34 protein-coding genes are annotated in these 22,479 nt (G+C 34.5%); 32 read left to right on the top strand and 2 right to left on the bottom strand.

Annotation, left to right across the window (positions count from 1 at the left end; translation table 11 throughout):
* The 31 genes from rpsC to BM253_RS08200 all read left to right on the top strand — a co-directional run bounded on the left by rpsC (position 1) and on the right by BM253_RS08200 (position 19,038).
* The gene (gene rpsC, locus BM253_RS08350; protein WP_091522166.1) at positions 1–741 is read left to right on the top strand and encodes a 30S ribosomal protein S3; all 741 of its coding nucleotides are present in this window, start codon (positions 1–3) and stop codon (positions 739–741) included.
* A gap of 17 nt (positions 742–758) precedes the next feature.
* Complete coding sequence (rplP, locus tag BM253_RS08345; protein WP_091522162.1) at positions 759–1,178, top strand: 50S ribosomal protein L16; 420 nt, start codon at positions 759–761, stop codon at positions 1,176–1,178.
* 12 nt (positions 1,179–1,190) lie between these two features.
* Positions 1,191–1,382, top strand: a complete 192-nt coding sequence (gene rpmC / locus BM253_RS08340) for a 50S ribosomal protein L29 (protein WP_091522159.1) — start codon at positions 1,191–1,193, stop codon at positions 1,380–1,382.
* Between the two features lie 17 nt (positions 1,383–1,399).
* Positions 1,400–1,657 (top strand): 30S ribosomal protein S17, encoded by a 258-nt coding sequence (gene rpsQ / locus BM253_RS08335; protein ID WP_091522155.1) that lies wholly within the window; start codon positions 1,400–1,402, stop codon positions 1,655–1,657.
* Between the two features lie 2 nt (positions 1,658–1,659).
* Positions 1,660–2,028, top strand: coding sequence for a 50S ribosomal protein L14 (rplN, locus tag BM253_RS08330; protein ID WP_007803649.1), 369 nt, complete (start codon positions 1,660–1,662; stop codon positions 2,026–2,028).
* Between the two features lie 12 nt (positions 2,029–2,040).
* Positions 2,041–2,355, top strand: a complete 315-nt coding sequence (rplX, locus tag BM253_RS08325; RefSeq protein WP_091522152.1) for a 50S ribosomal protein L24 — start codon at positions 2,041–2,043, stop codon at positions 2,353–2,355.
* Positions 2,356–2,357: 2 nt separating this feature from the next.
* Positions 2,358–2,909: a 50S ribosomal protein L5 gene (gene rplE, locus BM253_RS08320; protein WP_091522149.1), complete on the top strand. Its 552-nt coding sequence runs from the start codon at positions 2,358–2,360 to the stop codon at positions 2,907–2,909.
* A gap of 1 nt (position 2,910) precedes the next feature.
* Positions 2,911–3,180 (top strand): 30S ribosomal protein S14, encoded by a 270-nt coding sequence (rpsN, locus tag BM253_RS08315; protein WP_091522146.1) that lies wholly within the window; start codon positions 2,911–2,913, stop codon positions 3,178–3,180.
* Positions 3,181–3,285: 105 nt separating this feature from the next.
* On the top strand, positions 3,286–3,684 hold the full coding sequence (rpsH, locus tag BM253_RS08310) for a 30S ribosomal protein S8 (protein ID WP_091522449.1): 399 nt from the start codon (positions 3,286–3,288) through the stop codon (positions 3,682–3,684).
* A gap of 17 nt (positions 3,685–3,701) precedes the next feature.
* Positions 3,702–4,244 (top strand): 50S ribosomal protein L6, encoded by a 543-nt coding sequence (gene rplF, locus BM253_RS08305; RefSeq protein ID WP_091522143.1) that lies wholly within the window; start codon positions 3,702–3,704, stop codon positions 4,242–4,244.
* A gap of 11 nt (positions 4,245–4,255) precedes the next feature.
* A complete protein-coding gene (gene rplR / locus BM253_RS08300; protein ID WP_091522140.1) occupies positions 4,256–4,606 on the top strand; it encodes a 50S ribosomal protein L18 in 351 nt (116 codons plus the stop codon).
* A 12-nt stretch (positions 4,607–4,618) separates the two neighbouring features.
* On the top strand, positions 4,619–5,143 hold the full coding sequence (gene rpsE / locus BM253_RS08295; RefSeq protein WP_091522137.1) for a 30S ribosomal protein S5: 525 nt from the start codon (positions 4,619–4,621) through the stop codon (positions 5,141–5,143).
* 11 nt (positions 5,144–5,154) lie between these two features.
* Positions 5,155–5,337, top strand: a complete 183-nt coding sequence (gene rpmD / locus BM253_RS08290) for a 50S ribosomal protein L30 (protein WP_091522133.1) — start codon at positions 5,155–5,157, stop codon at positions 5,335–5,337.
* 13 nt (positions 5,338–5,350) lie between these two features.
* Positions 5,351–5,803 (top strand): 50S ribosomal protein L15, encoded by a 453-nt coding sequence (gene rplO, locus BM253_RS08285; RefSeq protein ID WP_091522129.1) that lies wholly within the window; start codon positions 5,351–5,353, stop codon positions 5,801–5,803.
* A 14-nt stretch (positions 5,804–5,817) separates the two neighbouring features.
* Positions 5,818–7,164 carry a preprotein translocase subunit SecY gene (secY, locus tag BM253_RS08280; protein ID WP_091522125.1) on the top strand — a complete coding sequence of 449 codons (1,347 nt, stop codon included), beginning with the start codon at positions 5,818–5,820 and terminating at the stop codon, positions 7,162–7,164.
* A 3-nt stretch (positions 7,165–7,167) separates the two neighbouring features.
* Positions 7,168–7,383, top strand: coding sequence for a translation initiation factor IF-1 (gene infA, locus BM253_RS08275; RefSeq protein WP_011963449.1), 216 nt, complete (start codon positions 7,168–7,170; stop codon positions 7,381–7,383).
* An 85-nt stretch (positions 7,384–7,468) separates the two neighbouring features.
* Positions 7,469–7,585 carry a type B 50S ribosomal protein L36 gene (gene ykgO, locus BM253_RS08270; protein WP_002987490.1) on the top strand — a complete coding sequence of 39 codons (117 nt, stop codon included), beginning with the start codon at positions 7,469–7,471 and terminating at the stop codon, positions 7,583–7,585.
* 2 nt (positions 7,586–7,587) lie between these two features.
* On the top strand, positions 7,588–7,962 hold the full coding sequence (rpsM, locus tag BM253_RS08265) for a 30S ribosomal protein S13 (protein WP_091522120.1): 375 nt from the start codon (positions 7,588–7,590) through the stop codon (positions 7,960–7,962).
* Positions 7,963–7,970: 8 nt separating this feature from the next.
* The gene (gene rpsK, locus BM253_RS08260) at positions 7,971–8,354 is read left to right on the top strand and encodes a 30S ribosomal protein S11 (RefSeq protein WP_091522117.1); all 384 of its coding nucleotides are present in this window, start codon (positions 7,971–7,973) and stop codon (positions 8,352–8,354) included.
* 90 nt (positions 8,355–8,444) lie between these two features.
* Positions 8,445–9,050 (top strand): 30S ribosomal protein S4, encoded by a 606-nt coding sequence (gene rpsD / locus BM253_RS08255; RefSeq protein WP_091522114.1) that lies wholly within the window; start codon positions 8,445–8,447, stop codon positions 9,048–9,050.
* Between the two features lie 25 nt (positions 9,051–9,075).
* Positions 9,076–10,068 (top strand): DNA-directed RNA polymerase subunit alpha, encoded by a 993-nt coding sequence (locus BM253_RS08250; RefSeq protein WP_091522111.1) that lies wholly within the window; start codon positions 9,076–9,078, stop codon positions 10,066–10,068.
* A gap of 62 nt (positions 10,069–10,130) precedes the next feature.
* Positions 10,131–10,619 (top strand): 50S ribosomal protein L17, encoded by a 489-nt coding sequence (gene rplQ, locus BM253_RS08245; RefSeq protein ID WP_091522108.1) that lies wholly within the window; start codon positions 10,131–10,133, stop codon positions 10,617–10,619.
* A gap of 120 nt (positions 10,620–10,739) precedes the next feature.
* Positions 10,740–11,852 carry a glutamine-hydrolyzing carbamoyl-phosphate synthase small subunit gene (gene carA / locus BM253_RS08240; RefSeq protein WP_091522104.1) on the top strand — a complete coding sequence of 371 codons (1,113 nt, stop codon included), beginning with the start codon at positions 10,740–10,742 and terminating at the stop codon, positions 11,850–11,852.
* A 47-nt stretch (positions 11,853–11,899) separates the two neighbouring features.
* A complete protein-coding gene (locus BM253_RS08235) occupies positions 11,900–12,607 on the top strand; it encodes a hypothetical protein (protein ID WP_091522101.1) in 708 nt (235 codons plus the stop codon).
* Between the two features lie 117 nt (positions 12,608–12,724).
* On the top strand, positions 12,725–13,042 hold the full coding sequence (locus BM253_RS08230) for a HopJ type III effector protein (RefSeq protein ID WP_091522098.1): 318 nt from the start codon (positions 12,725–12,727) through the stop codon (positions 13,040–13,042).
* A 99-nt stretch (positions 13,043–13,141) separates the two neighbouring features.
* A complete protein-coding gene (eno, locus tag BM253_RS08225) occupies positions 13,142–14,437 on the top strand; it encodes a phosphopyruvate hydratase (RefSeq protein ID WP_091522445.1) in 1,296 nt (431 codons plus the stop codon).
* Between the two features lie 275 nt (positions 14,438–14,712).
* Entirely contained in the window at positions 14,713–15,996 is a 1,284-nt protein-coding gene (locus BM253_RS08220; RefSeq protein WP_091522095.1) for a citrate synthase, read from the top strand.
* Between the two features lie 114 nt (positions 15,997–16,110).
* On the top strand, positions 16,111–17,022 hold the full coding sequence (locus BM253_RS08215) for a dimethylarginine dimethylaminohydrolase family protein (RefSeq protein WP_091522092.1): 912 nt from the start codon (positions 16,111–16,113) through the stop codon (positions 17,020–17,022).
* Positions 17,023–17,058: 36 nt separating this feature from the next.
* Positions 17,059–17,418, top strand: a complete 360-nt coding sequence (locus tag BM253_RS08210) for a four helix bundle protein (RefSeq protein ID WP_091522089.1) — start codon at positions 17,059–17,061, stop codon at positions 17,416–17,418.
* A 58-nt stretch (positions 17,419–17,476) separates the two neighbouring features.
* Positions 17,477–18,415 (top strand): citrulline utilization hydrolase CtlX, encoded by a 939-nt coding sequence (gene ctlX, locus BM253_RS08205; protein ID WP_245758475.1) that lies wholly within the window; start codon positions 17,477–17,479, stop codon positions 18,413–18,415.
* Positions 18,416–18,555: 140 nt separating this feature from the next.
* Positions 18,556–19,038, top strand: a complete 483-nt coding sequence (locus tag BM253_RS08200) for a hypothetical protein (RefSeq protein WP_091522084.1) — start codon at positions 18,556–18,558, stop codon at positions 19,036–19,038.
* Between the two features lie 72 nt (positions 19,039–19,110).
* Here BM253_RS08200 and BM253_RS08195 read toward each other — a convergent pair whose 3' ends face one another.
* Both BM253_RS08195 and BM253_RS08190 read right to left on the bottom strand, forming a co-directional pair.
* Entirely contained in the window at positions 19,111–20,625 is a 1,515-nt protein-coding gene (locus BM253_RS08195; protein ID WP_091522081.1) for a SulP family inorganic anion transporter, read from the bottom strand.
* A gap of 163 nt (positions 20,626–20,788) precedes the next feature.
* The gene (locus tag BM253_RS08190) at positions 20,789–21,409 is read right to left on the bottom strand and encodes a MarC family NAAT transporter (protein ID WP_091522077.1); all 621 of its coding nucleotides are present in this window, start codon (positions 21,407–21,409) and stop codon (positions 20,789–20,791) included.
* 82 nt (positions 21,410–21,491) lie between these two features.
* On the opposite strand from BM253_RS08190, the gene BM253_RS08185 reads away from it, so the two are divergent.
* Positions 21,492–22,478 carry an LLM class flavin-dependent oxidoreductase gene (locus BM253_RS08185; RefSeq protein ID WP_091522073.1) on the top strand — a complete coding sequence of 329 codons (987 nt, stop codon included), beginning with the start codon at positions 21,492–21,494 and terminating at the stop codon, positions 22,476–22,478.
* Position 22,479: the final 1 nt, after the last annotated feature.

The raw sequence follows: 22,479 nt of genomic DNA, 5'->3' as shown, positions 1-22,479 counted from the left end.
ATGGGACAAAAGACTAATCCAATCGGAAATCGCCTTGGGATCATCAGAGGATGGGACTCTAACTGGTACGGTGGAAATGACTATGGAGACAAACTTGCTGAAGATGCAAAAATCAGAAAGTATATCCATGCTCGTTTAGCAAAAGCTAGTGTATCTAAAATCATTATCGAGAGAACTTTAAAACTTGTAACCGTTACTATCACTACTGCTCGTCCAGGTATCATTATCGGAAAAGGCGGTCAAGAGGTAGACAAGTTGAAAGAAGAACTTAAGAAAATTACTAACAAAGAGGTACAAATTAACATCTTTGAAATTAAAAGACCAGAATTAGATGCTTATTTGGCTGCAACAAGCATCGCACGTCAAATCGAAAGCCGTATTTCTTACCGTAGAGCTATTAAAATGGCTATTGCTGCGGCAATGAGAATGAACGCTGAAGGTATGAAAGTGCAAATTTCAGGTCGTTTGAATGGTGCTGAAATGGCACGTTCAGAAAACTTTAAAGATGGACGTATTCCTTTATCTACTTTCCGTGCGGATATTGATTACGCTTTAGCTGAAGCTCACACTACTTACGGTAGAATGGGTATTAAAGTATGGATCATGAAAGGTGAGGTTTATGGTAAAAGAGATCTTTCTCCGTTAGCAGGAATGGACAAACAACAAAAATCGTCTAAACCGGCAGGATCTGGAAAACCAAATGGAAGACCAAACCAACAACGCAACAACAAACGAAAGTAATTTAAATCTAACGAAAAATGTTACAGCCTAAAAGAACTAAGTACCGTAAGGTACAGAAGGGTAAAATGAAAGGGGTTTCTCAAAGAGGTAGCGAACTTTCTAACGGAATGTTCGGTATTAAATCTTTAGATTACTCGTTCATTACTTCTCGTCAAATCGAAGCTGCACGTATCGCTGCAACTCGTTTTATGAAACGTGAAGGACAATTATGGATTAAAATCTTCCCAGATAAACCTATTACTAAAAAACCTTTAGAGGTACGTATGGGTAAAGGTAAAGGTGCAGTTGAGTATTGGGCTGCAGTTGTTAAGCCAGGAAGAATTATGTTTGAAGTAGGTGGTGTGCCTTTAGCAGTTGCAAAAGAAGCATTACGTTTAGCTGCTCAAAAACTTCCAGTAAAAACTAAGTTTATCATTGCTAGAGATTTCGAAGCTTAATTTTAGATCATTATGAAGAAACAAGAAATAAATAATCTATCTGTAGCTGAGTTACAAGCAAAACTTGGTGAATTAACAAACCAATACGCTGAGTTGAAAAACGCTCATGCTATTTCACCTATTGCTAACCCATTACAATTAAGAACTGTAAGAAGAGCTATCGCAAGAGTGAATACTGAGATTAGCAAAAAAGACTTACAATAATTGTATTCTGCTGAAAGATGGAAAAAAGAAATTTAAGAAAAGAAAGAATCGGTGTAGTTACAAGCAACAAAATGACTAAGTCAATAGTTGTATCTGAAACAAGTAAAGTAAAGCACCCATTATACGGAAAGTTCGTGTTAAAAACTAAGAAATATGTTGCACACGACGAATTGAACGACTGTAACATTGGTGACACAGTTAGAATTATGGAGACTCGTCCATTATCTAAAAACAAATGTTGGAGATTAGTTGAAATCATTGAAAGAGCTAAGTAATTATGGTACAACAGGAATCTAGATTAAAAGTAGCAGATAACACAGGAGCAAAAGAAGTTTTGACTATCCGTGTTTTAGGAGGAACGAAACGTCGTTATGCCTCTGTTGGAGATAAAATTGTAGTGTCTATCAAAGACGCAACACCTAACGGTAACGTTAAAAAAGGTGCTGTATCAACTGCAGTTGTTGTACGTACCAAAAAAGAAGTGAGAAGAGCTGATGGTTCTTATATTCGTTTCGATGATAATGCATGTGTTTTATTAAACGCTGCAGGTGAAATGAGAGGAACTCGCGTTTTTGGTCCTGTTGCAAGAGAACTTCGTGAAAAACAATTCATGAAAATTGTATCATTAGCACCTGAAGTGCTTTAATTCTTTCAAATGATGACAAAGCTAAAAATTAAATCAGGAGATAACGTACGCGTTATTGCTGGAGATCACAAAGGATCTGAAGGAAAAGTTTTACGCGTATTCCGCGAAAAAAACAAAGCTATCGTTGAAGGTGTAAACATGGTTTCTAAACATGTTAAGCCAAGCGCTACAAACCCTCAAGGTGGTATCGTAAAAAAAGAAGCTGCAATTCATATTTCTAACATTGCTTTAATTGACACTAAAACAAACAGTGTTACTAAAGTGACTTACAAAGTAGAAGGAGATAAGAAAGTACGCGTTTCTAAAAAATCTAATCAAGCATTATAGTCATGACTTATATACCAAGACTTAAACAAGAATATAAAGACAGAGTAATCTCTGCTTTAAAAGAAGAATTCGGTTACAAAAATGTAATGGAAGTTCCTAAACTTGAGAAAATCGTTGTAAGCCGTGGAGTTGGTGCTGCTGTTTCTGATAAAAAATTAGTTGATCACGCTGTTGAAGAACTAACAAAAATTACAGGACAAAAAGCAGTAGCTACTATTTCTAAAAAAGACGTTGCTTCTTTTAAATTAAGAAAAGGGATGCCAATTGGTGCTAAAGTTACTTTACGTGGCGAAAGAATGTACGAATTCTTAGACCGTTTGGTTACTTCTGCATTACCACGTGTACGTGATTTCGCTGGTGTTAAATCTAACGGATTTGACGGTAGAGGAAATTACAACTTAGGTGTAGTTGAGCAAATTATTTTCCCTGAAATCGATATTGATAAAGTTAACAAAATTGCAGGTTTTGATATTACTTTTGTAACATCTGCTAACACAGATGCTGAAGCAAAATCATTATTGGCAGAATTAGGAGTACCTTTTAAAAAGAACTAGTATGGCTAAAGAATCAATGAAAGCCCGTGAGGCGAAAAGAGAAGCTTTGGTAGCTAAATATGCTGCAAAACGTAAGGCTTTAAAAGAAGCTGGTGATTATGAAGCATTACAAAAGTTACCTGCAAACGCTTCTCCTGTGCGTTTACACAACCGTTGTAAATTAACAGGACGCCCAAGAGGTTATATGCGTCAGTTTGGTATTTCACGTGTAACATTCCGTGAAATGGCTAACCAAGGGTTAATCCCAGGTGTTAGAAAAGCAAGTTGGTAATCTCGCAAAAAGTTTGTATCTTTGCAAACTAAAAAATAATTTTAATTGATTAAAGGTTCAGGAAACATATTGTTTCCTGAAAACCATAATCGCAATTCATACATTATGTATACAGATCCTATCGCAGATTTTTTAACAAGAATTAGAAATGCTTCTCGTGCAAACCACAAAGTTGTAGAGATCCCGGCATCTAACTTCAAAAAAGAAATCACAAAAATTTTATTCGAACAAGGATATATTTTAAGCTACAAATTCGATGATTCTTCAGTACAAGGATCAATCAAAATAGCTTTAAAATATGATAAAGACACAAAAGAGTCTGTTATCAAAGATATCCAAAGAATTAGTAAACCAGGTTTACGTAAATATGCATCATCTGCAGATTTACCTCGTATCTTAAACGGTTTAGGTATTGCAATCGTGTCAACATCTAAAGGTTTAATGACAGGTAAAAAAGCGAAGCAGTTAAATGTTGGTGGTGAAGTTGTTTGTTACGTATACTAATAAAATAGACTAGCGAAATGTCAAGAATAGGTAAAAATCCAATCACAATACCAGCGGGCGTAACTGTAGAAGTTAAAGATTCTGTTGTTGTAGTTAAAGGAAAATTAGGAGAGCTTTCACAGGCTTTTGATAAAGTTGATGTGAAAGTAGAAGACGGACAAGTAATCGTTGAGCGTTCATCTGATGTAAAAGAAGAAAGAGCAAAACACGGTTTATACAGAAGTTTAATCAATAACATGGTTGTTGGTGTATCTGAAGGGTTTACTAAAGAATTAGAATTAGTAGGTGTTGGTTACCGTGCGTCAAATCAAGGTCAAAAACTTGATTTAGCTTTAGGTTACTCTCACAATATCGTTTTAGAAATTGTTAACGAAGTAAAAGTTGAAACAGTTTCTGAAAAAGGTAAAAACCCTATCGTTAAATTATCATCGGCAGACAAACAATTGGTAGGTCAGGTTGCAGCTAAGATTCGTTCTTTCCGTAAGCCAGAGCCTTACAAAGGTAAAGGTATCAAGTTTGTTGGTGAAGTATTAAGAAGAAAAGCAGGTAAATCAGCTTAAAAATTAAGATCATGTCATTAAACAAATCTGAAAGAAGACAAAGAATTCAATACAGAATTAGAAAAACGATAAGCGGTACAGCTGCTACACCTCGTTTATCTGTATTTAGAAGCAATAAAGAAATCTATGCACAAATCATAGATGATGTGAACGGTGTAACTTTAGCTGCGGCATCTTCAAGAGAAGCTGGTGTAACTAAAGGAACTAAAATTGAAACTGCTGCATCAGTTGGTAAACTAATTGCAGAGAAGGCTTTGAAAGCTGGCGTAGAAACTATCTCTTTTGACAGAGGTGGTAATTTATACCACGGTCGTGTTAAATCATTAGCAGAAGGCGCAAGAGAAGCTGGATTAAAATTCTAATTGTAGTTAGTTATGTATCAAAGTTATAAAAACGTAGAATATGTTAAACCAGCCGGTCTTGATTTAAAAGATCGTTTGGTTGCAGTTAATCGTGTTACTAAAGTAACTAAAGGTGGTAGAGCATTTGGTTTTTCTGCTGTAGTTGTAGTAGGTGACGAAAACGGTGTAGTGGGTCATGGTTTAGGAAAATCTAAAGACGTTTCTGAAGCAATTGCTAAGGCAGTTGAAGATGCTAAGAAAAACTTAGTTCGTATTCCATTACAAGGAACTACTATTCCTCATGAGCAAAAAGGTAAATTTGGTGGTGCACGCGTATTTTTATTGCCAGCATCAGTAGGTACCGGTGTAATTGCGGGTGGTAACGTACGTGCAGTATTAGAAGCTGTAGGTATTCACAATGTATTATCAAAATCTCAAGGTTCTTCTAACCCTCATAACGTTGTTAAAGCAACTTTCGATGCTTTATTAAATATGAGAAGTGCTGCTACTATTGCAAAACAAAGAGGAATTTCTTTAGAGAAAGTATTTAAATCTTAATTTTGAGTAGTATGTCAAAAATTAAAGTAAAACAAGTTAGAAGCAAAATCAATTGTCCTGAAAACCAAAAAAGAACTTTAGAAGCTTTAGGTTTACATAAATTAGGACAAGTTGTTGAGCATGATAATACACCAACTATTGTAGGAATGGTAAAGAAAGTTCAACATTTAGTTTCTGTAGAAGAAATTAACTAATTTAAATTGAATTATGAATTTAAGTAATTTACAACCGGCAAACGGTTCTGTACATAATCAAAACAAAAGAGTAGGTCGTGGTGAAGGTTCTGGTAAAGGTGGTACGTCTGCACGTGGTCACAAAGGAGCTAAATCTCGTTCTGGTTATTCTAAGAAAATTGGTTTTGAAGGTGGACAGATGCCTTTACAGAGACGTGTTCCTAAATTTGGTTTTAAAAACATCAATAGAGTAGAGTATGTAGGTATTAATTTAGATACTTTACAAACTTTAGTTGATAACGGAACAATTACTAATGCAATTGATTTTAATGCATTAGTTGAAAATAGAATAGTTTCTAAAAATAGCTTAGTTAAGATTTTGGGTAGAGGAGAGCTTAAGGCGAAATTAACAGTAACTGCTCATAAATTTACAGCAACAGCAAAAGCGGCTATCGAAGCAGCTGGCGGTGAAGTTGTATCTTTATAAATCTTTAACTACTTATGAAGAAGTTTTTTGAAACTTTAGCCAATATTTGGAATATCGAAGAACTTAAGAATAAAATCTTAATAACTTTAGGTATGTTGCTTGTGTATCGTTTTGGTGCACAAGTAACCTTACCAGGTATTGATGCTACGAAATTACATGCTTTATCAGATCAAACTGATCAAGGAATTGGATGGCTTATTAATGTTTTTACGGGAGGTGCGTTCTCGCAGGCTTCTATTTTTGCATTGGGTATAATGCCGTACATTTCTGCGTCAATTGTAGTTCAGTTAATGGGTATAGCTGTACCTTACTTACAGAAACTTCAAAACGATGGTGAAAGTGGTAGAAAGAAAATGAACCAAATTACAAGATGGTTAACCATTGGTATTACCTTAGTTCAAGGGCCGGGTTATATCTACAACTTGTATAAACAATTACCACCTGATGCTTTTTTATTAGGCTTTGATTCTTTCTCTTTCTTATTTTCGTCGGTATTAATCTTAACTACAGGAACGGTTTTCGCAATGTGGTTAGGTGAAAAGATTACTGATAAAGGTATTGGAAACGGTATTTCATTATTAATTATGGTTGGTATCATCGCTAAATTACCAATGGCTTTCTTACAAGAGACACAGTCTCGTATGGCTGCAGGTACAGGTGGTGCAATGATGATTGTAATAGAAGTTATCATCTGGTTATTAATAATCATAGCTTGTATATTTTTAACAATGGCAGTTCGTAAAATCGCAGTACAATACGCTCGTAGAAGTGTTGTTGGTGAATACGACGCTGCATCTGTATCAGGAAACCGTCAGTGGATTCCTTTAAAGCTTAACGCTTCAGGTGTAATGCCAATTATCTTTGCACAGGCAATTATGTTTATACCACCAGTAATTGCTGGGTTATCCTCTTCAGACAGTGCACAAACTGTAACCACAATGTTCAGTAACATCTTTGGTTTAGAGTATAATTTAGTTTTTGCTTTGTTAATAATTATTTTTTCGTACTTTTACACCGCAATTACGGTACCTACCAATAAAATGGCAGACGATTTAAAACGTAGTGGTGGCTTTATACCTGGTATTAAACCGGGTCAAGAAACCGCAAACTTCTTAGATCGTGTAATGTCGTTAATCACATTTCCAGGTTCGTTGTTCCTTGCTGTGATCGCAGTTTTACCTGCAATCGCTGTATCAGTAATGGGAATTCAACAAGGTTGGGCAATGTTTTATGGTGGAACATCTTTATTAATCTTAGTAAGTGTTGCAATTGATACAATACAGCAAATTAATGCTTATTTGTTAAACAAGCAGTACGACGGATTAATGAAGAGTGGTAAAAATAGAAAAGCAATTGCTTAATATATGGCAAAACAATCAGCAATAGAACAAGACGGAGCAATCATTGAAGCATTATCAAATGCTATGTTCCGTGTAGAATTAGAGAACGGACATATTGTAATTGCTCATATTTCTGGAAAAATGCGTATGCATTACATCAAATTATTACCTGGTGATAAAGTGAAGTTAGAAATGAGCCCTTATGATTTGTCTAAAGCAAGAATTACTTATAGATATTAAAAAAAGCAATAAGCTATAAGCAGTAGGCAATAACCATTAAGTTTATTCCTAAAGCCTTAAGCTTAAAGCCTAAAGCAAATTTACAATGAAAGTAAGAGCATCAGTTAAAAAAAGAAGTGCAGAATGCATTATTGTACGTAGAAAAGGAAGATTATACGTTATAAACAAAAAAAATCCTAGATTTAAACAAAGACAAGGATAATTATGGCAAGAATAGCAGGGGTAGATATACCTAAAAATAAAAGAGGAATTATTGCTTTAACTTACATTTTCGGTGTAGGTTTAAGTAGAGCAAAAGAGGTGTTGGCAACAGCTAACGTTAACGAAGACAAAAAAGTTTCTGAATGGAACGATGACGAAATCGGAGCGATCCGTGAGGCAATGTCTAGTTACAAAATTGAAGGTGAATTACGTTCAGAAGTATCTTTAAACATTAAACGTTTAATGGATATCGGATGTCAACGTGGAATCCGTCATAGAGCTGGTCTTCCGTTAAGAGGACAAAGAACTAAAAACAACTCTAGAACAAGAAAAGGTAAAAGAAAAACTGTTGCTAACAAGAAAAAAGCAACTAAATAATAAGTAGTATGGCTAAAGCAAATACAAAAAAGCGTAAAGTTATAGTTGAATCTACTGGAGAGGCTCATATCAGTGCAACTTTTAATAACATCATCATTTCGTTAACAAACAAAAAAGGTGAAGTTATTTCTTGGTCATCAGCTGGTAAAATGGGATTCCGTGGTTCTAAAAAGAACACTCCTTATGCAGCACAAATGGCAGCAGAAGATTGTGGTAAAGTAGCGTTAGAAGCTGGACTTAAAAAAGTGAAAGTTTACGTTAAAGGACCAGGAAATGGTAGAGAATCTGCAATTCGTTCGATCCACAACAGTGGAATCGAAGTTACAGAAATCATCGATATCACTCCAATCCCACACAATGGATGTCGCCCTCCAAAAAGACGAAGAGTTTAATTTATATTTATAGTATAACCTAAGGTAGGAGAAAGATTATCGGAGGATAAGACCTGAATTCATAATCCCTACCTTTTTATTTTTTTTAAAATGGCAAGATATACTGGTCCACAAACAAAAATCGCTCGTAAATTCGGTGAAGCAATCTTCGGAGATGACAGAGCATTCGAAAAAAGAAATTACCCTCCAGGACAACATGGTTTAGCAAAAAAAAGAGGTAAGAAATCTGAATATGCTATCCAGTTAATGGAGAAACAAAAAGCTAAATACACTTACGGTGTTTTAGAAAAACAATTCCGTAACATGTTTAAAAAAGCATCTGCATCTAAAGGTGTAACAGGTGAAGTTTTAATCCAGTTATGTGAATCACGTTTAGACAATGTTGTTTACAGAATGGGTATCGCTCCTTCTCGTCGTGCAGCTCGTCAAATCGTTTCTCACAGACACATTACTGTAAACGGAGAATTAGTAAACATACCATCATACCAATTAAAAGCTGGTGATAAAGTAGCGGTTCGTGAAAAATCTAAATCATTAGAAGCAATCGAACGTTCATTATCTAATTCTAGCGCTGTTTATGAATGGATTACTTGGAATAACGATACTAAAGAAGGTACATATGTAAGTGTTCCTGCTAGACTTCAAGTTCCAGAAAACATCAAAGAACAGTTAATCGTAGAGTTGTACAACAAATAATAATTGACATTCAGTCGAAACACACATGGCAATATTTAATTTTCAAAAGCCCGACAAAGTTATCATGATTGATTCAACAGATTTTAAAGGGAAATTCGAATTTCGACCTTTAGAACCTGGATATGGATTAACCATTGGTAATGCACTAAGAAGAGTACTTCTGTCATCATTAGAAGGATATGCAATAACTTCGGTACGTATTGAAGGTGTTGAGCATGAGTTTTCTACTATTTCTGGTGTTGTTGAGGATGTAACAGAAATTATCTTAAACTTAAAACAAGTACGTTTCAAACGTCAGATTGAAGATGTAGATAACGAATCTGTTAGCATTTCATTCACAGGAAAAGATCAATTAACAGCTGGCGATTTCCAAAAATATATTTCAGGTTTTCAAGTACTAAATCCTGATTTAGTTATCTGTAACTTAGACGGTAAAATTACCATTAACATGGAAATTTCTATCGAAAAAGGTAGAGGATACGTTCCAGCAGAAGAAAATAGAAAACCTAACGCACCTTTCGGAACAATTTATACAGACAGTATTTATACTCCTGTAAAAAATGTAAAATACGCTATAGAAAACTATCGTGTAGAACAAAAAACCGATTACGAAAAGTTAGTTTTTGATATTGTTACAGACGGATCTATTCATCCTAAAGACGCTTTAACAGAAGCAGCAAAAACATTAATTCACCATTTTATGTTGTTCTCTGATGAAAGAATCACTTTAGAGGCCGATGAAATTGCTCAAACTGAATCATACGATGAAGAATCATTACATATGAGACAGCTTCTGAAAACGAAATTGGTTGACATGGATCTTTCAGTAAGAGCATTAAATTGTTTAAAAGCGGCTGAAGTTGATACATTAGGCGATTTAGTTTCTTATAACAAAAACGATTTAATGAAATTTAGAAATTTCGGTAAAAAATCATTAACAGAATTAGAAGAACTGGTTCAAGTTAAAGGTTTAACTTTCGGAATGGATCTTTCAAAATACAAATTAGATAAAGAATAAATTACTTCATATTTTGCGCTCCATAGCGGATTGATGCAAGATGAAGGTTAAAAAACTACGTCATGAGACACGGAAAAAAAGTAAACCATTTAGGTAGACAAGCTGGTCACAGAAAAGCAATGTTAGCTAATATGGCTTGTTCTTTAATAGAACACAAACGTATTAACACTACAGTTGCTAAAGCTAAGGCATTAAAACAATTTGTTGAGCCTTTAGTAACTAAGTCTAAGACAGATGATACACACAACCGCCGTATCGTTTTCTCTTACTTAAGAAACAAGTATGCCGTTACTGAATTATTCAGAGAGGTTGCTCCTAAAGTAGGTGATCGTCCAGGTGGATACACTCGTATTATTAAATTAGGAAATCGTTTAGGAGATAACGCTGAAATGGCAATGATCGAATTAGTAGATTTCAACGAAATTTATAACGCTGGTAAAAAAGAAGTTAAAAAAGCTACAACTCGTAGAGGTAGAAAAAAAGCTGATACTACAGTTGAAACTACTCCTGCTGCTGAAACTTCTACTGAAGCTAACGAAACAAATGAGTAATTTATTAAACATAAATTATTCTATTATATTAAAAGGGCAAACTTTTAAAGTTTGTCCTTTTTTTTATGCTTTTTTTTAAAGTATTTGTATTAATTTTGTACACCGAAACAATCAACAATAATGAAATATACTTCTAAAGATAAAGCCATTGTACTTTTAAGCGATGGTACTATTTTTCATGGAAAATCAGTAGGGATAAAAGGCACAACAACCGGTGAAATCTGTTTTAACACAGGGGTAACGGGTTATCAGGAAATTTTTACCGATCCTTCATACTTCGGGCAAATAATGTTGTCAACCGTTGCGCATATTGGTAATTACGGAGTTCATAATGACGAAGTAGATTCAGACGGAATTAAAATTTCCGGATTGGTTTGTAAAAATTTCAGTAAAGATTTTTCTCGCCCAGATGCCGACGGATCTTTATATGATTATTTCGAAAAGAAAAACCTGGTTGCTGTTTCTGATGTTGATACACGCGCATTGGTAAGTTACATTCGCGATAACGGAGCTATGAATGCAGTGATTTCAACAGATGGAAAGTCAATTGAAGAATTAAAAGAAATTTTGGCTGCCGTACCAAATATGAATGGTTTGGAATTAGCATCAGCTGTTTCTACAAAAGAACCTTACTTCTATGGCAATGAAAATGCAACGTACAAAGTTGCAGCTTTAGATTTTGGTATCAAAACAAATATCTTGCGTTGCCTTGCTGCACGTGATTGTTATGTAAAGGTGTATCCTTACAACGCAACCCTTGAAGATTTAAACAGTTTTAATCCTGATGGATATTTCTTGTCTAACGGACCTGGAGATCCGCAACCGTTAACACAGGTTATTGAAACTGCGAAAGATATTATTGCGACAGATAAACCGGTTTTCGGAATTTGTTTAGGGCATCAAATCATCGCGTTATCGCAGGGTGTAAATACCTATAAAATGTTTAACGGTCACCGTGGAATCAATCACCCAATTATGAATGCGATTTCAGGTAAAGGCGAAATTACTTCTCAAAACCACGGATTTGCTGTAGTTCGTGAAGAAGTGGAACAAAACCCGAATTTAGAAATTACACATTACCATTTAAATGACAATACCGTTGCAGGTATCCGTTTAAAAGATAAGCAGGTGTTTTCGGTGCAATACCACCCAGAATCATCACCAGGACCAAACGATTCAAAATATTTGTTTGATGAGTTTGTTTCTTATATGAAAGAACAAAAAGGAGCTTAATAGCTCCTTTTTTTGTATATTTATTGATACTTAAAATTTAAAGTGTCATGATTTTAAATGTAAAAATAAGTTTTGTAAACGGTTGGTTTTCATATAGAAATATAAAAATTTTTACTGATGATAATTTTTGTACCAGTATAAATGCAAACGGAAATCATAGTATTGAAATACCTGATGATACTAAAGAAATTCTATTTCAGTTGGGTGCTATTTATCCATACAAAACGGCTGTTTCGTTAACATCTATTGATTATAATGAAGGAAAAGTGTTTGTTGGCTTAAGCCTTAATCACAGAGGAATGTTACTTTCATTGTACGATAGTTTAAAATCAAATTACTTACAAAGTAAAATGTTATCAATTGAAGAATATCTGGTATTTGATAAGAATATTAATCAGAAAGATTTAATCATATTGAAAAACTTAAAATCATCTCTATTGTTATTTTTAATTTCATTAATTATTTTGATCTTTTCAGTTGTTCAACAAAATAATGATTTAGCCCCATTTGCTTTTTTAATTGGTCTTACTTCATTAATAACTTCGTTGGTTTATTATAATGAGAAAACAGTTGAACGTAATACTTACAAGGTTAGAATAATTTCAAGTGTGATGCTTTTTGTTTTATCAATTTACTTTTTAGATAACAGTTATCTGTTTTTACATTGGATTATTCTGATATTTACTATTTTGTTAGTCTTTTTCTTTATAGAGAATTTAAGAAACAATGAAAATACGAATTTAAAAGACGCTTAACAGCTTCTTTTTTGAAGGATGTAATAAAAAATAGTTGGATCATCATGAATGGTTTTGCTTCTAAAAGTTATTTAGTAAGAGTTTTTATATTTGCAACACAAAAATCAAAGATAAACCATGGAATTAGCAGAATTACAAAAATTATCCTTTAAAGAAATAATAGCATATATTGATGAGAATTTTGATTACACAGCTTCGTCTTTTAAAAATGGAGCGTTAATGAATGCCGAAAATGAAAATCAAGGAAGTGCTAAAACATTATATTTTGCAAAGTTGAATAATTTATCTATCGAAGATACGTTGAAATTATTTGCAGAACATTATCAGGCAGTTTTAGAAGATAAAGAAGGATCATCACATCAAAATATTAGAAACTTTATGAAATTTGGTTGGAAGGGTATTTTATTTGAAAAAGAGGTTCTTCAGTCAAAATAGTTCATTTTGATTTTATTTTTTCTGTTAAAAATTACTTCTTTTTTTTTATCAATCAAATAATTACATTTGCAAAACAAATTAAACAACACAATTAAAGATATGAGTACAATTGTAAAAATTCATGCACGTCAGATTTTAGATTCTCGCGGAAATCCAACGGTAGAGGTTGACGTAGTTACAGAAACAGGCGTTTTAGGTCGCGCGGCAGTTCCTTCTGGAGCATCAACAGGCGAACACGAAGCAGTTGAATTACGCGATGGCGGTAAACACTGGATGGGAAAAGGTGTTTTAACAGCGGTTAAAAATGTTAATGAGGTAATTGCAGAAAATATTGTTGGTTTCAGTGTTTTTGAACAAAACGCGATCGATCAGACTATGATTGAATTAGATGGTACTCCAAATAAATCAAACCTTGGTGCGAATGCTATTTTAGGTGTTTCATTGGCGGTTGCAAAGGCGGCGGCTAACGAATTAGGAATGCCATTGTATCGTTACGTTGGTGGTGTTTCTGCAAACACTTTGCCTGTTCCAATGATGAATATTATTAACGGAGGATCGCATTCTGATGCGCCGATTGCTTTTCAGGAATTTATGATTATGCCGGTTTCTGCTGCTAATTTTACCGAAGCAATGCAAATGGGAACAGAGATTTTCCACAATTTGAAAAAAGTATTACACGATAGAAATTTAAGTACAGCAGTGGGCGATGAAGGTGGTTTTGCACCAAATTTAGCCGGCGGAACAGAAGATGCGTTAGATTCTATTAAACTGGCTGTTGAAAAAGCTGGTTATGTTTTTGGAAAAGACATCATGATTGCGTTAGATTGTGCTGCTTCTGAATTTTATGTAAACGGAAATTACGATTATACAAAATTTGAAGGCGAAACTGGAAAAGTACGTACTTCTGAAGAACAAGCGGCTTATTTGGCTGAATTATGCGAAAAATATCCAATTATTTCAATTGAAGACGGTATGTACGAAGACGATTGGGCTGGTTGGAATTTATTAACGCAGAAAGTTGGAGATAAAGTTCAGTTAGTTGGCGATGATTTGTTTGTAACAAATGTTTCTCGTTTACAACGCGGAATTGCTGAAAATACAGCAAATTCGATCTTAATTAAAGTGAACCAAATTGGAACGTTAAGCGAAACTATTGCGGCTGTAAACATGGCGCATAATGCAGGTTATACTTCGGTTATGAGTCACCGTTCGGGCGAAACAGAAGATAACACCATTGCAGATTTGGCTGTGGCACTAAACTGCGGACAAATTAAAACAGGTTCTGCTTCTCGTTCGGATCGTATGAGTAAGTACAACCAGTTATTGCGTATCGAAGAAGAATTGGGATTGGTTGCATACTATCCGCAAAATAAAGCTTTTAAAATAAAAAGATAATTTTTTTGAAGATTTAAAAAATGACGCTAAATGCGTCATTTTTTGTTTTTAGGGTATTTTTTTTCTGATATGATAATGCAAGATGTTAAACTTTGAGAATATGAAAATAAAATCTTAAATTATTAAAAATAAAACTTCTTTATACCGATTGATTGTTGTATTAATAATAAGTATTTTCTATAATTAATAGGAATTATTTATATATTTACGCTTTACTAAGTGAAACATTTTTATTAAATTCGCTAAAAACAAAATAAAAAATAAACTAAAGATATATGTCAAAAACTGCAACTATAGCGATAGATGACAAAACGATTGACTTACCGGTTATCGTTGGAACAGAAAACGAAGTAGCTATCGATATTCAGAAGTTAAGAGATTTAACGGGTGCAATTACTTTAGACCCAGGATATAAAAATTCAGGTTCATGTAAAAGTGCTATTACTTTTTTAGATGGTGAAGAAGGAATTTTAAGATACCGTGGTTATTCAATTGAAGATTTAGCAGAAAAATCTAACTTTTTAGAAGTAGCTTATTTGGTTATTTTTGGTGAATTGCCATCGACAAAACAAATTGAAACTTTTGAAGCTGACATACGCAAGTACACTTTGGTTAACGAAGAAATGAAAGGCATTATCGACGGTTTCCCTAAACATGCACACCCAATGGGTATTTTGGCATCGTTAACTTGTGCGTTAACTGCTTTTAACCCAAAAGTGGTTGATGTTGAAAAAGAAGGCGATATGTACGAAGCTGTTTGTAAAATCATGGGTAAATTCTTGGTTGTTGCAACATGGGCTTACAGAAAAACGCAAGGTTTCCCATTAAATTATTACGATAACACTTTACCTTACGTAGATAACTTTTTACAGTTAATGTTTAAATTACCTACAGGGCCTTACAAAATAAACCCGGTTGTATTAAACGCAATTGATAAGTTGTTTATTTTACACGCAGATCACGAACAAAACTGTTCAACATCTACAGTTCGTATGGTAGGTTCTGCACATGCAGGTTTATTCGCATCTATTTCAGCTGGTGTTTCTGCACTTTGGGGACCACTTCACGGTGGGGCAAACCAAGCGGTGTTAGAAATGTTGGAAGAAATTCAAAAAGACGGCGGAGACGCTGACAAATATCTTGCAAAAGCAAAAGATAAAAACGATCCGTTCCGTTTAATGGGCTTTGGTCACCGTGTATACAAAAATTTCGATCCACGTGCACGTATCATTAAGAAAGCGGCAGACGAAGTTTTAGCAGAATTAGGCGTAAACGATCCTATTTTAAAAATCGCTAAAGATTTAGAAGAAATGGCGTTGAAAGACGAGTATTTCGTGGCACGTAACCTATATCCAAACGTAGATTTCTATTCAGGTATTATTTACCGTGCATTAGGAATTCCAACCGAAATGTTTACCGTGATGTTCGCTATCGGACGTTTACCAGGATGGGTTGCTCAATGGAAAGAAATGCGTGAAAACAAAGAACCAATCGGGCGTCCACGTCAGGTTTATGTTGGAGAACCATTGCGTCCGTTCAAAGAAATGTCAAACAGATAATAAAAATCTGTCATTCATAATAAAAAGCCAAATCAAACCGATTTGGCTTTGCTGTTTTTAATAGCATAACAGCAAAGAACTTCTTATATTTGCCTATTACCTAATTACTTTTTTATGAAATTACATGTAACCGACGAAACTTCAAGGCTTAAGGCCGTAATACTTGGAACCGCTCAAAGTAATGGCCCAACACCGACAATAGATGAAGCGTACGATCCAAAATCGTTAGAGCATATCAAAGCAGGCACATATCCTGTAGAAAAAGATATGGTTAACGAAATGGAAGCTTTTAATGAAGTTTTTAAAAAATATAATGTAACAGTTTACCGTCCGGAAATTATCGAAAATTACAATCAGATCTTTAGTAGAGATATCGGTTTTGTGATTGACGATGTTTTTATAAAAGCCAATATTTTGCCAGATCGCGAGCGTGAATTAGAAGCAATTCAGTATGTGATCGATCAAATGGATCAAACAAAAGTGGTTCGTCCGCCAGAAGAAGTTCATATCGAAGGGGGAGATGTAATGCTTTATAACGATCATATTTTTATTGGCACATACAAAGGCAGCGATTATAAAGATTTTATTACGGCGCGTACCAATATGGCGGGCGTACAGTTTATAAAAGACTTGTTTCCTCATAAAATTGTAAAGGAATTCGATTTGGTAAAATCTAAAATTGAACCTCGCGATAACGCACTGCATTTAGATTGTTGCTTTCAACCCGTAGGATCAAACAAAGGAATCATTTACAAATCGGGCTTCCGTGAAGAAGCAGATTATATGTATTTAGTGAACCTTTTTGGCAGAGAAAATCTGTTTCATATCGAACGTGAAGAAATGTACCACATGAACTCCAATGTTTTTTCTATTGACAAAGATGTAGTGGTTTCAGAACGTAATTTCACCCGATTAAACAACTGGTTACGCGATAACGGATTCACCGTAGAAGAAATTCCATACGCAGAAATTTCTAAACAAGAAGGACTTTTACGTTGTTCAACTTTACCACTGATAAGAGAATAAGTTTTACGTTATAAGTTATATGTTTTAGGTTTAATCATGAGCAGTTATAAAGATTTAGACATTTACAAAATTAGTTTGTCTTTGTTTTATGAAGTACATCCAATGTCTTTAAAATTACCTAAATATGAACTATACGAATTAGGAAGTCAATTAAGAAGATCGTCTGATAGTATTGTAACAAATATTGTAGAAGGGTACGGACGAAGTGCTTATAAAGCAGAGTTTGTGAGATTCCTAACCTTTTCATGGGCAAGTTCTTTAGAAACAATTAATCATCTTGAAAAGATTAAGCATTTATACGGTAACTTATTTAGAGACGACTTGATTCAGAATTATGAAATTTTAAGTGCTAAAATTTATTCTTTTATTAAATACGTTGAAAATAATTGGAAATAGAAACATGTAATATCACAGAACATACAACTTAATACAAACAACATAGAACATAAAATATATGAGTCAGCAAGCAGCAAATACCGTATTAATGATTCGTCCGGTGCAATTCCGTATGAACGAACAAACGGCAGTAAATAATTATTATCAAAAGAAATTAGAAGGATTAACTCCGGCAAACGTAAACCAAAAAGCACAAGAAGAGTTTGATGGTTTTGTAGAGCGTTTGCGTTCGGTTGGTGTAAACGTAGTTGTGGTAGATGATACCACAGATAGCGATACGCCCGATAGTATCTTTCCAAACAATTGGGTTTCGTTTCACGACAATGCAGAAGTGGTTTTGTACCCGATGTTTGCAGAAAACCGCAGATTAGAGCGTCGTGAGGATATTTTAGATATTCTGGAAGAAAAAGGTTTTAAAATAAACGAAATAAACGATTATACATCGGCAGAAGAAGACGATATCTTTTTAGAAGGAACCGGAAGTATGATTATCGATCGTGAAAACGCTAAAGTTTATGCCGCTTTATCGCCTCGTGCAGATGAAGAACTGATTATAGAGTTTTGCGAAGACAACGATATGCATCCGGTGATTTTTGAAGCATACCAAACGGTTGATGGCAAACGCTTACCAATTTATCATACAAACGTTATGATGAGCATTGCCGAAACTTTTGCTGTTGTTTGTGGCGATAGTATTGATGATAAACAAGAACGTAAATTGGTTGTAAACAGCCTGAAAGAAGATGGCAAAGAAATTATTTACATTACCGAAGATCAGGTAAACCATTTTGCAGGAAACATGTTGCAAGTTGAAGGTAAAGACGGACAATTGTACATGGTAATGAGTACACAAGCGTACGAAATTTTAACCGATGTTCAGATTAAAGCCATAGAAAAGCATTGCGCTATTTTACACGCGCCGCTTTACACCATTGAAGCTTGCGGCGGCGGCAGCGCCCGTTGTATGCTGGCTGAAGTGTTTTTACCGCAGGAATAAATTTAAACTTATAAAACGAAACCGCATTGAGAAATCAATGCGGTTTTTGTATCTTGATTTTAATAATAATTACTATGAAATCATTTATATTAAAAGTTATACTATTGTGTTTTTTGATCTTTTCGTGTACAAAGAATAAATTGCCAAATAGAAAAGATTACACATTAGAAGATAAATTAAAATTTACTAACACTATTTTAAAATTTTATGTTGATGATTCTTTGGTTTGTAATCATTTAAGTAATAAATTGGATTGGACTTCATTTGAAAGCGGCTTTTATTCAGAAGAAGGTTTATTGTTAGAAAAGTATGCTGTTGATATGAAAATAGAAGATATTGAATCACAAATGGGAAGTTTTATTCTTAATGATAATTACAATGAATTTTTTCCTAATTATAGATTGTTTGAAGAAGATATCGAAAGTCGATCTGATTCGATTTTCAATCTAAAAAATAATCTATATTATACAACTTTGCCTATATTCACAGATAATGGGAAATTCGCTTTTGTTGGTTTTTCCGTGATTAGTAGTTTATTAAGTGGTTATGGAGAAATTATTGTTTTTGAAAGAAAAAATAATAAATGGATAGAGATAGAACGAAAACAAATTTGGATGCATTAATAAAACAAACCATAATCAGGAATCTGAATCGTGGTTTGCTTTATAATTATAATCTGTGTATCTGTGGTAGAACTACAACAAATCAGTTGGTATTTTATAGTGCGGATCTTCTTCAATATTCACTTTAATAATTGCCGATGCATTTTCTAACAGCTTTCGGCTGTCTTCACTTAAATGCGTAAGAATCACTTTTTTGTTGCGTTCGCAGTATTTTTTTGTCAGTAAATCAACCGCTTCAATTCCACTCATATCGGCAATTCTACTTTCCTTAAAAGAAATCATAATCGTTTCGGGGTCATTCGCTAAATCAAACTTTTCGTTAAAATTTGCTACCGATCCAAAAAACAACGGTCCGTAAATTTCGTAATGCTTAATTCCGTTAGCATCAACATATTTTCTGGCTCTGATGCGTTTCGCACTTTCCCATGCAAATACCAATGCCGAAATAATAATTCCCACCAAAACGGCAATAGCTAAATTATGACGTACAATGGTTATTCCTGCTACAATCAATGTAACTAAAATATCGCTTTTGGGCATTTTGGTTATCTTCTTAAAAAATCCCCAGCTAAAAGTTGTAATAGCAACCATCATCATAACGCCTACCAAAGCAGCCATTGGAATTTGCTCGATAACAGGAGCAGCAACCAATATAATGAACAGTATCGCCAAACTACTCACAATTGCCGATATTCGTTTTCGTGCACCTGCGTTTAAGTTCACAAATGTCTGTGCAATCATGGCGCAGCCACCCATTCCCGTAAAAAAACCGTTGGCAATATTGGCAATTCCTTGAGCAACCGATTCTTTATTGGCATTTCCTCGGGTTTCGGTAACTTCATCAACAAGCGTTAAGGTCAGAAGGCTTTCAAGCAAACCCACACCCGCCATAATTGCTGCATACGGGAAAATGATCTGAAGTGTATCTAAATTTAAAGGAATCTGCGGAATATGAAAAGGAGGTAAGCTTCCGCTGATCGAAGCAATATCTTGAACTGTTTTTGTATCGATATTAAAAAAATGAACAATACCAAAAATTACTGCAATAGCAATTAAAGTGGTAGGTAAGGCTTTTGATATTTTCGGAATTAAATAAACCAATACCAACGTTAATGCTACCAAACCAGCCATGATGTATAAAGATTCACCTTGCAACCAACTAAACCCAATAGTAGTTTTTTGTTTGAATTGTTCTATTTGCGACATAAATATCACAACTGCTAATCCGTTTAAAAAGCCATACATTACAGGTTGTGGGACTAATCTTACAAATTTACCGAGTTTAAAAATTCCGACAATAACCTGAAAAAGTCCTGCTAAAACTACAGCAGCAAAGAAATATTCAATTCCGTGAGTAGCAATCAACGCAATCATAACAATTACCGTTGCACCGGCTCCGCCTGAAATCATTCCGGGTCTTCCACCCAAAAAAGCGGTGATAATTCCCATAATAAATGCTCCGTACAATCCTGTTAAAGGTGGTAATCCCGCAACAATTGCAAAAGAAAGCGATTCGGGTATCATGGTCATAGCAACGGTTAAACCTGCTAAAATTTCAATTCGGTATGTTTTTAAATCAAAAGACATTTGAAGAACTTAAAAAATATTTAAAATATTTATTCTTATTTAGAATAAATAAAAATAATTTATTACTTTTACACTCGTAATTAAGTGAATAAATTATTGCTTATATTATTGTTGTTAGTTATTTAGTTTTTAATAAAGGTACGTTTCACACAGCGTACCTTTTTTATATTTTAAAAAGAATCAGTAAAGAATTTATAATGTACTGAATACCAATTGCCAACACAAGGAAACCAATAATTCTTGAAATAGCAACGATACCTGATGCTCCCAGAAGTTTTGATATGTAATTTGCGCTTCTTAATATTAAAAAAACCGTAACTGCTACAGCAAAAATGGCAGCTACAATTAACAATTTATTGATTAACTCTGGATTGTCTTGTTCCATTGCAATCAATAATGACATAGATCCCGGACCAGCCATCATAGGAATTGCCAGCGGAGTTAAAGCGATATCGTTTCGTTGTTGAGCGTCATCGGCTACTTTTTTGTTTACACCTCTGCGTTTGCTGAATGTTCCCGAAAGCAGCCCAAAACCCGATGAACAAATAACCACACCACCTGCAATCCGCAGAACATCGATACTTATTCCAAAAAAGTTTAAGATGACTTTCCCTATAAAAAACGAAATTACCAAAATAATGAATACGTTTACCGATGCCCAAAAGGCTGTTTTATTTTTAGATTCCTTAGGATCTCCTTGCGTTAAACCTAAGAAAATTGGGACCGATCCCAACGGATTTATTACAGAAAATAAAGCGGCAAATGTTATCAGAAATAAATCCATAGCACGAAAGAAGTTTTTTTTAAAGCTAAAAAATAATTTCAAATAAGGTTAAAAATAAATTGACTATTTTTATAAAAAAAATATGAACTATTCTTTTCTGGATTTAGTTTACGTAAAAGAAAACAAAACTGTTCAGGATGCTTTTATCGAGTTAAAAGCAACCGCACAAAAAGCCGATGACTTGAATTTTACAAGATATTGGCTGGCAGAACATCATAATATGGAAGGTGTTGCAAGTAATGCTACATCGGTTTTAATGGGTTATGTTGCGGCAAATACAAATAAAATTCGTGTAGGATCTGGGGGTGTCATGCTGCCAAATCACTCACCGTTGGCTATTACAGAACAGTTTGGAACTTTGGCGCAGATTTATCCGAACCGTATTGATTTGGGGTTGGGAAGGGCACCCGGAACCGACGGATTAACCGCACAGCACATGAATGAAAATTTCATGAAAAATGTGCATGAGTTTCCTAAAAACGTATCGGCAATCCAGCAATATCTTTCTACCGAAAATACCGAATCTAAAGTCCGTGCTTTTGTTGCAGAAGGCACAAATATTCCTGTTTATCTGTTGGGGTCAAGTACCGATAGTGCTGTGTTGGCTGCCGCTTATGGGTTGCCTTACGCCTTTGCATCGCACTTTGCACCGCAACAATTGGGAGCGGCTTTTAAATTTTATACCGATGAATTTCAGGCAAACGGAGAAATTCCGTCGCCTTACAAAATAGCTTGTGTAAATGTAATTATTGGCGAAACAAATGAAGAAGCAAAACTGCATGCTTCAACGTTTTACAAGATGTTTTTAGGTTTGATCCGTAACAAGCGATCAAAAATGAAACAACCCGATATGGCTTTTTATGATGATTGGACGGTGGTTGAAGAAGCGCAGTTAAGCCAAATGACCGCAGGAAGTTTTATTGGCGATGAAGAAACTGTGGCTCGAAATTTGAAACAGTTTATTGATCGTTACAAAATAAACGAAATTATGATGTCTTGCCCAATATATTCCCTAGAAAAACGTTTGTATTCTATGGAGAAATTTGCTGCAATTATTTCTAAAATCTAAT

Origin of the sequence: Paenimyroides ummariense (assembly GCF_900115115.1) — a bacterium.
Classification (GTDB): Bacteria; Bacteroidota; Bacteroidia; order Flavobacteriales; family Flavobacteriaceae; genus Flavobacterium; species Flavobacterium ummariense.
This window is presented reverse-complemented; position numbering and strand designations above follow the sequence as displayed.